This window comes from Arthrobacter sp. H14, assembly GCF_000520495.1.
Classification (GTDB): Bacteria; Actinomycetota; Actinomycetes; order Actinomycetales; family Micrococcaceae; genus Arthrobacter_C.
In genome coordinates, this window is sequence record NZ_KI914644.1 from 105,116 (window position 1) to 118,214 (window position 13,099).

Genomic DNA, 13,099 nt, shown 5'->3' on the forward strand with positions numbered 1-13,099 from the left:
CGACCGGCAGGCCGGGACCGGATTATCCCTTCCCCTGGTCGGTGCGTCGCTGGCTGCCGGGCGGCACCGTCGAATCCTGCCCGAGCGTCGACCGGTCAACTCTGGCCCAAGACCTGGGGGAGGCTCTCGCCGCACTCCGCAGTGTCCGGCCGGATGTTGGACCGGCAGCGGGCAAGCACTCCTTCTTCAGAGGTTGCCATCCAACCGTCTACAGCGACGAAGTTCAGAATGCCCTGACCGGGTTGTCCGACGACGTCGATGTGGCCTCTTGCCGGAAAATCTGGGCCGACGCGACCGCTACAGCTTGGGATCACGATCCAGTGTGGTTCCACGGTGACGTCGCCGTCGGCAATCTCCTCGTCCAAAACGGCCAACTCTCCGCGATCATCGACTTCGGCACCTGCGGCGTCGGCGATCCAGCCTGTGATCTGGTCATTGCATGGACCTACTTCACGGGCAACGAACGACAGATCTTCCGCAGTACTGTGTGCCTGCCCGACGACGTCTGGCGCCGTGCGCGTGGCTGGGCCTTGTGGAAGGCACTGGCAACAATGGCCGGTTTATCAAGCCCTGACCCTGAAGGTGCCCAGAGGCGGGTGCTTGCTGAGATCCTTGCGGATCCCGTTGTGTGAGCCCTGTCGGAACTCAGCCGCGGTACCAGTCCAGCACCCGCATCGCCCGGAGCGTGTTCCAGCGGCTCGGTTTGCCGTCGCCCTCCTCCAGTTCGAAGTGCACGGCGCCGGGATGCGTGTTCTCGAGCAGCCACCGGCCTTCGGTGCCGCGCTTGCTCTCAACGAGTTCGATGGCTTCCTTCGCCCGCTCGTCGGGCACCGCCCCGGCTGAGCGCAGGTAATCGAGCGCCCGGAGCACGTCGTAGTACCAGCGGGTCGGGAAGGAGAACTGAAGCCAGCCCTCGTTCGGTACCTCACCGGTCGAGAGCCTGCGCATCAGATGCCGGTCGAGGAGATACTCCTGCGCCCGCTCGCGTGCCGCCATGACCTCTGGCGAACCGGCGGCCGCCTGTTCGAATTCCAGCAGCCCCTCAAGCACGGCGATCGTGGTGTTGAAGGATGACCGCGTCGAGCCGTTTTCGGCCTCACAGTTCCAGCCGCCATCTTCGAGTTGTTCGGACAGCAGTCTGTCGACAAGGCCATGCACATCCTCACCGAAGTACGCACCGATCCCTACGGTCATGCCGTTGATGCACGGCTCGACCTCGCCATCGAAAAAAGCTGATCCATCGTATTCCCACCGGCTTCCCTTGCGGACAAGGGCAACCGCGGAGCGCACCCGCTCAGTGGATGGATCCACTCCGAACTGGCGAAGCAACTGCAATGTCCAGGCTGTCGCCGTCCATGGCTGGTCCTTCGGCACCTCGGTCAACGGCGGAAAATATGTCCCGCCGGCCCACTGGCCGTCTTCATGCTGCAGCGAAAGCAGGCGGCCGCCCCAGCCTTCATCGGCGATCCGTGCCCGTTCCGTAGCAACAGCGTCTTCGGGTTCGTTGGTGAGATCGCGCATCACCTGCCAGCGGATGGCAGGGTCGGAGTCAAGAAGCCAGTCGATGACCGTCATCCTCAGACTATAGGAGGCTAACGTTGCAGATTCCACAGTGCGCGGCGTGAATCCATTCGGTGCTCGAGCTTGCCCGCCATGGCTACCGGCCGGGAAGCTGGAACGTTCAGCCGAAGAGTGGCAAGCGACGTGCCAGTGGACCGAGGGTGGCTTGCTCTTCCGTATTCAGGGGCAGCCGCCCGGTAGCGATCCGGATATAGCGAATGTCATCCCATTCTTCCGGCGCTGGCTCACCGAGTAACCGGTCGAGCACTCGGCGGACCTCCAGAAGTCCGGATGTGGCAGGTGCGTTCGGCAGGGCCGGTTCGAGATCGGTATGATGCACTACTGCCTCGACGGCGAGGGTCCGGAGTAAAGAATCGACCGTGAGCCGGCGGTTTTGGGTACCAACGACGGTTTCCAGATTTGCATGTGCGGCCGCGTAGAGCACGGCCCGAGCGGTTTCGAGGTAGAGATCAGCCGGCCCTCGAATCGATGTCCAGGCAGTGGCCATGATGCGGGTACCTCGAAGGCTGGCCTGCGTTCCATCCCCGCCAGGCTTCCATTCCGACCAATATGTAACCTCATTGGTGTCGGCCTTTTCTGCGGCTGGTGTAGAAAGGGCAACGAGCGCCCTCTGGCAGTCGTTGGCGAGATGGAACAACAGGTCCCGGACAGTCCATCCCGGCAATAGACTGGCGATCCAGCCCTGCTTCTCGTCGACTTGTTCAGCGAACTGCAAAAGAGGACGGTAAGCCTCGGCGAGCAGGTCAGGGGAATTCATTCCACATCTGTACCACAAGCCGCCATGCCTCGATAGTCTGAAACTCAACCGCGACCTCCGCCGCGCGGACCGATACCTCAGCCATTCAAGGAGTGAACATGTTCGATGAATTCGACGCTCTCAGCTTCGACTGCTACGGCACATTGATTGACTGGGAGGCCGGAATCGCCGCAGTGTTGGGGCCATGGGGCCGGGCAACCAACCCGGACCTGTCCGATGAGGAACTCCTGCTCGCGTATGCCGATGAGGAGGCGCGCATGGAGCGGGAGAATCCCACAGCCCTTTACCCGGTGGTTCTGGCGGACGCTTTCCGCGCAACAGGAGCGAAGCTCGGGATACCAGTGTCCGACGACGACGCCGGACGCTTGGGCAGTTCGGTGCCGGATTGGCCCGCATTTCCGGATTCCCATGAAGCCTTGGTGAAGCTGAGGGAACGGTTCAAACTCATCATCCTCTCCAATGTTGACCGTGTCGGTTTCGAAGGCAGCCGCCGGAGATTGGATGTGGACTTCGACCACGTCATCACGGCCGAAGACGTCGGCAGCTACAAGCCGGCGCAAAAGAACTTCGACGTGCTGAGGGACTATGCTGACCAGCACGGCCTCAAGTTGCTCCACGTGGCCCAAAGCCTCTTCCACGACCACGTTCCTGGCTCAAAGGCAGGACTTCCAGGGGTATGGATTAACCGCCGTCACAACCGTCCGGGCTGGGGCGCAACGCCGGACCCGGGGGAAGACGTCCGCCCTGACTGGGAGTTCGAATCAATGGCCGGTTTCGCGGCCGCTACCACGGAACGCTGAGGAGCTGCCAGCGGTGCCACGGCCCCCCGGGCGGCAGGCGGAAACCGTGAGCACAGATTCCGTCACGTTCGGCTGAGACTCCGTCGGAGTTCGACGGCGGTGCGGGCATCCTCCGCCACGAGGTCGGCATTGATGGCGGCACCCGCCATGACTCCTGCGCCGGAGGAGACGCTGACCATCGCCGGGAGGTCGTTGACGTTTCCTGCTGTCCAGACGCCCGGGATTTCCGTCCGTCCCATCGGGCCGGCTTCGATGAACGCTCCCATTGGGTGTTCCGTGAGCGCACCGCCAAGCTGTTCGTACAGATCCGCCCGCGCGACGACCCGGGGGCCGACGGCGACAGCGTCCACCTCGAACTCGTGCCCGTCCTCGAGGACGACAGTCTGCAGAACACCGTTTCCGCTGCCGAGCCGTTGGACGGTTCCGTTCACGACTTGGATATCCAGCGCGAACAGCTGTTCCCAGGTCTCGTCGTCGGGCTCCGGCATGGTGTGGAGGAAGAGTGTGACGTCGTCACTGAGCTGCCGGAACAACAGTGCCTGATGGACGCTGAGCGGGCTGGTGCCGAGAACGCCAATCCGCTGTCCGCGCACTTCCCAGCCGTGGCAGTACGGGCAGTGCAGTACGCTTTCTCCCCAAAACCCGCGGACGCCGGGTACGTCGGGGAGCTCGTCGATCAGTCCTGTCGCGAGCAGCAACCGGCGCGCGTGCAGGGTCCCACCGCCGGCAAGGTGCACCTCAAATCCGTCACCACAGCGGCGGACCGACTCAGCCCGACCGCTGTGGACCTCCGCACCGTATTGTTCGGCCTCCCGCCGCCCGGCAGCAAGCAATTCGAGCGGCGGGATGCCCTCCCGCCCGAGCACGTTGTGTGCACCGGCCGAGGGTGCGTTGCGTGGCTCGCCGGCATCCACGACGACGACGGAACGGAGCGAGCGTGCCAGGGTGACAGCTGCGCTCAGTCCAGCAGCACCGCCTCCGATGATTGCGACATCATGAGTCTGTTCGGTTTTCATGTCTAACTTCCTTGATGGGCTTGACGGGGGTCTATATGGGTCGATACGGGTTAATCAAGCGGACGGGGGCGATATCCATATGGATATTCAGGGCCGGCGGGCAGCCCAGGCGGTGCGCGTGACACGGAGGTTGAGATCCCCGCGGTGCAGCAGACCGTCTGTGGTGTCCCCGGACAGGAGCTGGTCGAGGGTGTGCAAGTCATCGGGCGCCAGCCTGCCGTCGACCCCACTGCGGATATGTTGCAAATACGCTTGGGCATAGCGGCTGCTGCCCGACGACGACCGCCCGGCCTCAGTGGTGAAGTTGCGTTCCGCTGCAATTTCGAAGCCGGCCTGCTCCAGATGTGAACGCCAGTTAGGGTGCGAGTTCCAACCGGACTTCGCCAAAACGTCGTGGCACCGGGACTCCAGACCCGCCCGACCCATGCCGACGTCGTCGGGCAGAAAGCGTGGCAGCGTGTCCAGTTCGACGACGACCAGCAAGCCGCCGGGTTTCAACGCCGCGTAAACGTCACGGAGCACCTTGTCCGGATCGGCAACCTCGTGCAGCGACGAAGCCGCCCACATGACGTCGACCGCACCAAGCGCCGGCCAGGCAGCATCGACGTCGGCCTGGATTGCGCGTACGCGGTCCGCCAGTCCCTGCTGATCCGCCACCGTCCGGATGCGTTCGAGCATGGCTTCCGCCTTGTCGATCGCGATCACTTCGGCTTCACTGAAGCGCCGGGCCAGTGCCAGGCTTCCGGTGCCGGTGCCTGCCCCCATATCGACGACGATGCGCGGCGTCTCAGGGGCGTACTTCCCGGCCCACCCGGTCACCTCTTCCAGGTAAGAACCAAGGACTTCGGCATCGAGATCAAGCAGATCCCCGAGCCCGGCTTGATCGTGATCGCCGTGGCCGTGGCCGTGGCCGTGGCCGTCGTGGTCGTGGTCTGAATGTAGGTCATTCTGGTGATGCGAGTGCTGTGTCATGTATCCATGTTAGGCACATCATGCGTCTTAGACATACAATATTGCTTATGACGCAAGAACTCGCATTGGACGCCGTGATCCGCCATCGCATCCGCGGTCTCAGGTTGGCCCGCGGCTGGTCGCTGGACGCGCTTGCTGCCCGCTGCTACCTCAGCCCATCAACCCTGAGCCGGATCGAAACCGGGCACCGCAGGATCGCCCTCGACCAGCTCGTTCCCATCGCCAAAGCCCTCGACACCACGCTCGATCAACTCGTCGAATCCGGCGAAGAGGAGGACGTGGTGATCCGCCCGGAGCCGGATCACATGCGCGGAATGACGACGTGGCTGCTGTCCAGCGAACGCACCCTGCACGGCGTGACCGTGGCGAAAATGCGCATCACTGCCGAACGGCCGACAGGGGCGGACCAGATGGGGGTCCATCCCGGCCGCGAGTGGTTCACCGTCCTGTCAGGCACCGCACGCCTGCAACTGGGTGAGCGGACCATTTTGGTGGAGGCCGGCCACGCGGCGGAATTCTCGACGATGGTTCCGCACAGCATCGGCGCCCATGACGGCACGGTGGAAATCCTCACCATCTTCGACCGCGACGGCGAACGCGCCCACCTGCACGCCGGGGAGGAGCGCTCTTGAACCGGCCCGACAAAGCCAGCCCGACGACGTCGTGCGCTGTGCCGCATGAGGCCGCCGCCGTCCATGGTTGCTGCTAGCGCAGCAGCCGCACGTGTTCCGGCGTCAGGTCCGCGATCTTGTTCACGCCCAGCAGCTGCATGGTCCTGGCCGTCTGGCTGCCGAGAATCCCGATGGCGCGGTCGACGCCAGCCCGGCCGCCGGCCATCAGGCCGTAAAGGTAGGCCCGGCCGACCAGAGTGAAGTCCGCGCCCAGCGCCAAAGCCGCGACAATGTCCCCACCGCTCATGATGCCGGTGTCGAGCAGGATCGAAGTCTTGCCCTTGAGTTCGGCAGCGACTTCCGGCAGCAGGTGCAGCGGGATCGGTGCCCGGTCCAACTGGCGGCCGCCGTGGTTGGAGAGGATGATCCCGTCGGCGCCGTGGTCGACCACCTTTTTCGCGTCGTCGAGCGTCTGCACGCCCTTGACCAGGAGTTTGCCCTTCCATACCTCGCGGAGCCAGTCCAGATCGGCGTAGGTCAGGGTCGGGTCGAACATGGAATTGATCAGGTCCGCGACGGTGCCGGAGTAACGCGAGAGCGATGCAAAAGAGAGCGGCTCATGCGTGAGGAAATTGAACCACCAGGCCGGCCGGTAGGAAGCGTCGAGCACGGTCTTGGCGGTCAGCGCCGGCGGAATCGTCATGCCATTGCGGACATCACGCAGGCGGGCTCCGGCAACCGAGGTGTCGACGGTGACCATCAGGGTGTCGTAACCGGCCTTCGCCGCCCGATCGATCAGCTCCATCGAGCGCTCGCGGTCCGTCCATAGGTACAGCTGGAACCAGTTCCGGCCATGCGGCGCAGCAGCGGCGACATCCTCGATCGACGCGGTTCCCATGGTCGACAGGGTGTAGGGAATGCCGGCTTCCTGTGCTGCCCGGGAACCGGCGTATTCGCCCTCCGACTGCATCATCCGGGTGAAGCCGGTAGGGGCGATCGCGAACGGCAGGGCCGAGGTTTTCCCGAGAATTTCAGTGCTGAGATCGACCGTGGAGACGTTGCGCAGCACGCCGGGGCGGAATTCGAGGTTGTGGAAGGATTCGCGCGCCCGCCGGAGGGTGATCTCCTCTTCGGCCGCGCCATCGGTGTAGTCGAAGGGCGCCTTCGGCGTGCGGCGCTTCGCGAGCGTCCGCAAGTCCGAAATGGTATTGGCCTTGGCCAAGCGGTTCTTCGTCGTCGGGAGGGACGGCTTCTTGAACTGCATCAGCGGTGCCAGGTCGGCGGCCTTGGGAATGCGGCGGCGCAGCGCGGCCGGAACAGTCGGTACGACGGCGGGACGCCCGGTGGACTGTTCGGCCGGCTGCCCTGTGGCCGGCATGGCGGAACCATCCTGGACCGGCTGGGGCTCTTGGTCGGACATCTGCTGATCGGTCATCGGATTCCTCTTCACGGCGGGAAACTGTGTGGTTGGACCACATGCACCTCCGACTCTAGCAACAAGGGGTACCACGCACTCGGTCTGGATCCTACCGTGGATCAGCCCGTTAGCCGCCGGTCAGCCCACTGCAGCGTGCTGACTGACGGGCTAGGGGCTGACCGGGCGGTCCTGTGGGCACCTGAGGGGCTGACCGGGGCGGCCCAGGGCATGGGCGAGGGGCTGACTCGGCGCGCAGATCTACCGGAGGCCACCGAGGGCGACGGCGATGGGCACCGCCGACGCGGCGGCCCAGGCCTGCGGACGGCAGGACGCCGGGTACGCGATGGGCGGCCAAGTCTTGTCGGCGGAGTCGCCGGAGAACAGTTCCGGCAACCGGTAGTCGAATCCGTCGGCGGCGCGAAGCAGGCCCAGTGCCAGCGTTTCGGCCTCGTCCGCGAATCCGTCCCGAAGCAGCCCGGCGAGGATCATCGCCGTGTCGTGCGACCAAACCGAACCGGCGTGATAGCGCAGCGGCCAGTAGCCGCCGTTGGTGGTCGAAACCGTCCGGATGCCGTAGCCGGAGAACATGGTGGGGTGCAGCAGCCGGCGCGCGATGGCGGCCTTCTCTTCCTCGTTCAGGATTCCGGTTCCCAGCAGGTGTCCCATGTTGGAGCTGACGCCGTCGACCGGTTTCTTCTCCGCATCGAGCGCGATCGCCGGGTACCTGCCCAGTTCGTCCTCGCACCAGAACGAGGCACGGAACCGTTCGGCTATCTCGGCCGCGTATTTGCGCCAGCGCTCGGCACCGGGGCGGCCGAAGGCTTCAAGCAGCGCGGCCCCGTCGATGGCGGCCTCGTAGGCGTACCCCTGGACCTCGGACAACGCGATCGGCCCTTCGGCGAGCGAGCCGTTGTGCCAGCGGATGGAGTCGCCGGAGTCCTTCCAGCCCTGGTTCGCCAGCCCGTGGCCGGTGGTGTCCAGGTACTCGAGGAAGCCGTCGCCGTCGGAATCGCCATATTCGCCCAGCCAGTTCAGGGCCGCTTCCAAATTGTCGAGCAGCGCCTCGACCTCGGACTCGGGCATATCGGCTTGCCAGGCGTCGTGCAGCAGCGAAATCCACAGCGGCGTCGCGTCAATGGTGCCGTAGTAGACCGGAGGCAACTGGACGCCGTCGTGCCCGGCCACTTTCAGAGTTGTGCGGCGGACTTCGTGCAGAATCTTGCCCGGCTGCTCGGCGGTTTCGACGTCGGTTTTGGTGCCTTGGCGTGCGGCGAGCGTGCGGAGGGTGCCGGCGGCCAGGGTGGTGTCCACCGTGAGCAGCATCCGTGCCGCGATCAGTGAATCGCGGCCGAACATGGTGTAGAACCAGGGCGCGCCGGCGGCGAGGAAAACGTCATTGGGCAATGCCCGGTCTGCGATCCGGAGGCTGCTGAGGTCGGAGAAGGCGCGGTGCATCAGCCGCTTCAGCCGGGGATCGTCATTGACGACGGCGGGGGTCGGCAGCGGCCGCAGCGACGTTCCGATGATGGGGGCCGCCAAGTCTTCCAGCCGGAGGGTCCAGCCGGCCTCGGTCCCTGAACCGGCCGCGACGTCGACGATCCAGTTCAGGGCGATGGTTCCGTCCGGGAAATCGATCTTTGCGCCGGGCGCTTCGAGGGTCGCGGTGGTGTTCTCGTCCCGCCAGTTCCAAGTGGTGTCTGACACTGCAGTCCGCCGTCCGGCGGTCCGGCCGTCCTTGACCTGTTCCATTGGCGTGTTGTCGGCGGTCAACGTGAGCTTCAGGTCCAGCCGCACGTCCTGTTCATGCGCCGATTCGATCCGGAGTTGCTCCGAAATCCCCTCAGTCGTGGCCCGCCGCTCGCGCACCACGGTCACCAGCGGGTCCGCGATGCTCGAGGGAACCATCACTATGTAGTGGAAGTCGACGGCGGTCGCAGAGTGAACCTGCGTCGACAACCACCGCAGCTCGTATCCGGCAACTGAGAGGCCGGCTCCGGAAATCACGCGGTCATCGGAGCAGTAGATGCCCTCGGCGCCGCCTCCGATCTGGCCGTCCGAGGCAGACCACGCCTGATAGGGAGCAAGGAACACTCCGGGCAGGTTGTGGAGGAAGGGCTGCGTGGAGGCCATGGGTGGTTCTCCTGATCGATGGAAGGCGGTCGCGGCGGACGGGTAAAGGTCACGTTAGGGAAACGGTCCTTGACAAGTCGAGTGCCTCGAATTCATTATGAATCTATCTTATTTGAACGATCAAATTTGAGAAGCGCATCACAGATTTGAACGTTCATAGTCGAAGAACCACACTATCGCAGGCCGGATGGCCACCGACCCCGGAAGGAGGACCGATGACGCCGAAGCACACCCTCGTATCGCTGGCCAACGAGCTTGGCGTGTCCCGCCAGACGGTTTCCAACGCGATCAATTCGCCGCACCGGGTCAAGCCGGAGACACTCGAACGCGTCCGTGCCGCCATTTCGGAGGCCGGTTATCGTCCCAGCGCGGCTGGGCGCCAGCTGCGGACCCGCCGCTCGATGGATCTGGCGATGCGTCTGTACCCTTCCACGGACGGCATTAACGGCTCCATTCTCGACCGCTTCCTGCATTCGCTCACCGAGTCGGCGCAGCTGGAGGGGTACCGCCTGACCCTGTTCACGGCCGACGACGATGCGGACGAGATTTCCGAGTATGAGCAGTTGCTGGATACGGCGGACCTGGACGGCTTCGTGCTCACCAACACCCACCACGCCGACGCCCGGACCGACTGGCTGCTGGAGCGGGAGGTCCCGTTTGTTGCCTTCGGCCGTCCCTGGAGTGCCAGGTCGGACCCCTTCGACGCCGCCCATGCGTGGGTTGATATCGACGGCGGCGCCGGCACCGCGGCTGCCACGGAGATGTTCCTGGCGCGGGGGCACCGCAAGGTCGGATTCCTGGGTTGGCCGGAAGGTTCCGGCGCGGGGGACGACCGCAGGAGTGGCTGGCGCAGGGCGATGGCCGCCGGTGCGGCGGGAACCGACTTCGCGGCGCTGACCGTTTCGGTAGAGGACAGCGTGCGTAATGGCGTCCGCGGCGCGGAAGCACTGGTCGCGCAAGGGGCCACCGCCATCGTGTGCGCCAGTGATTCGCTGGCCCTCGGTGCTGCCGCAGCCTGGCGGCAACTAATGCCGGACGCGGGGGAACCCGCCGTCGTCGGTTTTGACGACACACCGGTGGCTGCCGCCGTCGGGCTTTCCAGCGTTTCCCAGCCCATCGAAGCGGCGGCACAGCACACTGTCTCGTTGCTGACCCATCAACTGACTGGCTACGGCCAGACGGAACCCGAACAGCATCTGCTGCTCAAGTCGGAACTGGTCCACCGCCGGTCCGACCCGTTCATCACCAGAGGTGAACCGGTCTCCTGACGGAGCTCCGGCAGTTTAGAGAAGAGGAATCACACAATGAAGAGTGGACACATGACCTCGCGCGCGCGGCGGCTCTCCTTCGCCGTCGCCGTTACCAGCACCGCGGCGCTTGCATTGACTGCCTGCGGAGGCTCCGGCTTCGAAGACTCATCAGGAGGTGGCGGCGGGGCCGAAGAGGCCAGCAGCGGCGGACCCATCAGCGTCCTGATTGGTTCCTCCGGCGCGGCCGAAACCGAGGCCGTCACCGAGGCGGTTAAGGAATGGTCCGACGAGTCGGGCGTCAAGGCCGAGGTCCAGGTTGCATCCGACCTGAACCAGCAGCTGAGCCAGGGATTCGCTTCGGGCGAGCCGGCCGACGTCTTCTACCTCTCCACCGACCAGTTCGTTGGCTACGCCGCCAACGGTTCGCTCGAACCCTACGCCGAAGACCTGGAGAACGCGGACAAGTTCTACGAAGGGCTGCGCGAGGCGTTCACCTATGAGGACGAGTTCTACTGCGCGCCGAAGGACTTCTCCACCCTGGCACTGGTGATCAACACCGGGATGTGGAAGGACGCGGGGCTCACCGACGCGGACATCCCCACCACCTGGGATGAACTCCGGGCGGTCTCCGGGAAGCTGACCACCGACAAGACCATGGGTCTGGCGTTCAGCCCTGAATACCAGCGTGTTGGAGCTTTCTCGGCCCAGGCTGGCGGCGGATTGGTGTCCGACGACGGCACTGAAGCCACGGTGAACAGTGCAGCCAATGTGGAAGCCCTCAGCTATGTGAAATCCATGATGAAGGACGGCATTGCCGCCTATTCCTCTGATCTCGGCGCAGGTTGGGGCGGTGAAGCGTTCGGTAAGGGCATGGCTGCCATGACGATCGAGGGCAACTGGATTGCCGGGGCCATGAGTAACGACTTCCCGAAGGTTGACTATCAGGTGGCGGAGCTGCCGGCCGGCCCCGAAGGCATGGGCACCCTGCAGTACACGAACTGCTTGGGCATCGCCGCGGACAGTGACAATGTCCAAGGTTCCGTTGAGTTGGTGCAGCATCTGACGTCCGAAGAGAGCCAGATGGAATTCGCCGAGTCCTTCGGCGTGATGCCGTCGGTTGAGTCGCTCGCCGACCAGTGGAAGGCGGAGTATCCGAAACTGGGTGCCTTCATCGACGGTGCCGACTATGCGCAGAACCTTCCCTCGCAGGAAGGCGCAGCGGATGTGATCGCGGAACTGAATGCCCAGCTGGCAACGCTCGAGTCCTCGGATCCGCAGCAGATCCTCGACAGCGTGCAGCAGAACATGCAAGCGGTCGTGCAGGACTAGAGGCAATAGGGCAGGCGCTCCGGTTTGGGGCGCCTGCCGGATCGGTAGCGCAGATAGATGGAAACCAAGGCACCATTACGTGCCCGCCTGCGTGCCCGCCGCGGCGGAATCCAGGGACGACAGGAGCTGGCCGGGTGGCTGTTCATCACCCCGATCATCATCCTGCTGGGGCTCTTCCTGGTGGTGCCGGTATTGATGGCCGCCTGGGTGAGCGTGTCCGACTGGACAGGGCGGGGAAGCCCGCTGGCCGCCGACGTCGGCTTTGTGGGCGCAAAACACTACGCCGACATCCTGGCCGGTGGCGGTCTGGCCACGCAGGACTTCGGTACTTCGATCCGCAACAACTTCTACTACGTGGTCCTTGTGGTGCCGCTGCAGACGGCGCTGTCGCTTTTCCTGGCAATGCTGGTGAGCCGGCAGATCCTGAAGGGCCGCGGGTTCTTCCGGACGGCGTTCTACTTTCCGTCGGTGACCAGCTCGGTGGCCATTACGGTGCTGTGGCTCTTCCTGTTCAGCGCCCCCGGGGCGATCAACAACGTGCTTTCCTGGTTCAGCATTAACGGTCCCAACTGGTTCCAGGACCCGCGGGGAGTACTGCACATTATTTACGGGGTGTTCGGCCTTGACCAGGCGCCCGCGGCCCTGGTCAGCAGCGAATTCCTCGGGATCAGCTGGTGGGAATGGCTGGCCGGGCCATCGGTGGCGATGTCGGCGTTCGTCATGATGGCCATCTTCACCACCTCCGGCACGTTCATGTTGCTGTTCATCGCGGCCATTCAGAACCTCAGTGGCGAAGTCCGGGAGGCGGCCGTCATGGATGGGGCGAACGCGTGGAAGCGGTTCTGGCATGTGACACTGCCAATGCTCAAACCGACCCTGTTCACGGTGATCACCCTCGGCCTGATCGGTACCTGGCAGGTCTTCGACCAGATCTACACCGGTACCCAGGGCGGACCTGCCAAAACTACGCTGACGCCGGCGTACCTGTCATTCAACGCCGCGTTCAACCAGCAGGACTGGGGCCAGGGTGCGGCGATCGCCTTCATCCTGTTCGCCATCATTGTCTTCTTCACCGTCGTCCAACGCTTCTTCCTCCGGGACAAGGGAAAGCCGTTGCTGCCCGGACGCAGGAACCGGAAGCTTAACAACGCCAACGCAGGGGGCCACCGATGAGCACCGCGACCGATACCCGCAGGACAGATTCCAATTCACACGGAAACGGCTCCAACGGCTGGC

At 64.4% G+C, this 13,099-nt stretch carries 12 protein-coding genes; 6 read left to right on the top strand and 6 right to left on the bottom strand.

Translation table 11 applies throughout. The features are described 5' to 3' along the window. Positions 1 to 632, top strand: a 632-nt coding sequence (locus Y707_RS24445) for an aminoglycoside phosphotransferase family protein (RefSeq protein ID WP_081744723.1), incomplete at its 5' end; no start/stop codon positions are given. A 13-nt stretch (positions 633 to 645) separates the two neighbouring features. Here Y707_RS24445 and Y707_RS0108210 read toward each other — a convergent pair. Beyond that, positions 646 to 1,575, bottom strand: a complete 930-nt coding sequence (locus tag Y707_RS0108210; RefSeq protein WP_026534719.1) for a prenyltransferase/squalene oxidase repeat-containing protein — start codon at positions 1,573 to 1,575, stop codon at positions 646 to 648. A 106-nt stretch (positions 1,576 to 1,681) separates the two neighbouring features. Continuing rightward, a complete protein-coding gene (locus Y707_RS0108215; RefSeq protein ID WP_051441778.1) occupies positions 1,682 to 2,338 on the bottom strand; it encodes a maleylpyruvate isomerase N-terminal domain-containing protein in 657 nt (218 codons plus the stop codon). A 98-nt stretch (positions 2,339 to 2,436) separates the two neighbouring features. On the opposite strand from Y707_RS0108215, the gene Y707_RS0108220 reads away from it, so the two are divergent. Then, positions 2,437 to 3,138, top strand: a complete 702-nt coding sequence (locus Y707_RS0108220) for an HAD-IA family hydrolase (RefSeq protein WP_035780841.1) — start codon at positions 2,437 to 2,439, stop codon at positions 3,136 to 3,138. 62 nt (positions 3,139 to 3,200) lie between these two features. Here Y707_RS0108220 and Y707_RS0108225 read toward each other — a convergent pair whose 3' ends face one another. Together Y707_RS0108225 and Y707_RS0108230 are read right to left on the bottom strand one after the other, a co-directional pair. Then, positions 3,201 to 4,154, bottom strand: coding sequence for an NAD(P)/FAD-dependent oxidoreductase (locus Y707_RS0108225; RefSeq protein ID WP_026534722.1), 954 nt, complete (start codon positions 4,152 to 4,154; stop codon positions 3,201 to 3,203). A gap of 87 nt (positions 4,155 to 4,241) precedes the next feature. After that, a complete protein-coding gene (locus Y707_RS0108230; protein WP_026534723.1) occupies positions 4,242 to 5,126 on the bottom strand; it encodes a class I SAM-dependent methyltransferase in 885 nt (294 codons plus the stop codon). 47 nt (positions 5,127 to 5,173) lie between these two features. Between Y707_RS0108230 and Y707_RS0108235 the strand changes: the two genes are divergently transcribed. After that, positions 5,174 to 5,758: a helix-turn-helix domain-containing protein gene (locus Y707_RS0108235; protein WP_026534724.1), complete on the top strand. Its 585-nt coding sequence runs from the start codon at positions 5,174 to 5,176 to the stop codon at positions 5,756 to 5,758. A 73-nt stretch (positions 5,759 to 5,831) separates the two neighbouring features. Here Y707_RS0108235 and Y707_RS0108240 read toward each other — a convergent pair whose 3' ends face one another. After that, on the bottom strand, positions 5,832 to 7,115 hold the full coding sequence (locus Y707_RS0108240; RefSeq protein WP_051441788.1) for an alpha-hydroxy acid oxidase: 1,284 nt from the start codon (positions 7,113 to 7,115) through the stop codon (positions 5,832 to 5,834). Between the two features lie 297 nt (positions 7,116 to 7,412). After that, positions 7,413 to 9,284, bottom strand: a complete 1,872-nt coding sequence (locus Y707_RS24450) for an amylo-alpha-1,6-glucosidase (RefSeq protein ID WP_035780843.1) — start codon at positions 9,282 to 9,284, stop codon at positions 7,413 to 7,415. Between the two features lie 215 nt (positions 9,285 to 9,499). On the opposite strand from Y707_RS24450, the gene Y707_RS24455 reads away from it, so the two are divergent. The 3 genes from Y707_RS24455 to Y707_RS0108260 are packed head-to-tail and all read left to right on the top strand — an operon-like array spanning position 9,500 to position 13,036. Beyond that, entirely contained in the window at positions 9,500 to 10,552 is a 1,053-nt protein-coding gene (locus Y707_RS24455; RefSeq protein ID WP_035780845.1) for a LacI family DNA-binding transcriptional regulator, read from the top strand. Between the two features lie 51 nt (positions 10,553 to 10,603). Next, on the top strand, positions 10,604 to 11,863 hold the full coding sequence (locus Y707_RS0108255; protein ID WP_026534726.1) for a sugar ABC transporter substrate-binding protein: 1,260 nt from the start codon (positions 10,604 to 10,606) through the stop codon (positions 11,861 to 11,863). 57 nt (positions 11,864 to 11,920) lie between these two features. Continuing rightward, the gene (locus tag Y707_RS0108260; RefSeq protein ID WP_026534727.1) at positions 11,921 to 13,036 is read left to right on the top strand and encodes a carbohydrate ABC transporter permease; all 1,116 of its coding nucleotides are present in this window, start codon (positions 11,921 to 11,923) and stop codon (positions 13,034 to 13,036) included. Positions 13,037 to 13,099 lie beyond the last annotated feature (63 nt).

What these genes read in the sequence shown, in the direction of transcription:
- Y707_RS0108260 (WP_026534727.1), top strand. Translation starts at nt 11,921, where the DNA reads ATGGAAACCAAGGCACCATTACGTGCCCGCCTGCGTGCCCGCCGCGGC.
- Y707_RS0108225 (WP_026534722.1), bottom strand. Translation starts at nt 4,154, where the DNA reads ATGAAAACCGAACAGACTCATGATGTCGCAATCATCGGAGGCGGTGCT.
- Y707_RS0108215 (WP_051441778.1), bottom strand. Translation starts at nt 2,338, where the DNA reads ATGAATTCCCCTGACCTGCTCGCCGAGGCTTACCGTCCTCTTTTGCAG.
- Y707_RS0108235 (WP_026534724.1), top strand. Translation starts at nt 5,174, where the DNA reads ATGACGCAAGAACTCGCATTGGACGCCGTGATCCGCCATCGCATCCGC.
- Y707_RS0108255 (WP_026534726.1), top strand. Translation starts at nt 10,604, where the DNA reads ATGACCTCGCGCGCGCGGCGGCTCTCCTTCGCCGTCGCCGTTACCAGC.
- Y707_RS0108220 (WP_035780841.1), top strand. Translation starts at nt 2,437, where the DNA reads ATGTTCGATGAATTCGACGCTCTCAGCTTCGACTGCTACGGCACATTG.
- Y707_RS24455 (WP_035780845.1), top strand. Translation starts at nt 9,500, where the DNA reads ATGACGCCGAAGCACACCCTCGTATCGCTGGCCAACGAGCTTGGCGTG.
- Y707_RS0108230 (WP_026534723.1), bottom strand. Translation starts at nt 5,126, where the DNA reads ATGACACAGCACTCGCATCACCAGAATGACCTACATTCAGACCACGAC.
- Y707_RS0108240 (WP_051441788.1), bottom strand. Translation starts at nt 7,115, where the DNA reads ATGCCGGCCACAGGGCAGCCGGCCGAACAGTCCACCGGGCGTCCCGCC.
- Y707_RS0108210 (WP_026534719.1), bottom strand. Translation starts at nt 1,575, where the DNA reads ATGACGGTCATCGACTGGCTTCTTGACTCCGACCCTGCCATCCGCTGG.
- Y707_RS24450 (WP_035780843.1), bottom strand. Translation starts at nt 9,284, where the DNA reads ATGGCCTCCACGCAGCCCTTCCTCCACAACCTGCCCGGAGTGTTCCTT.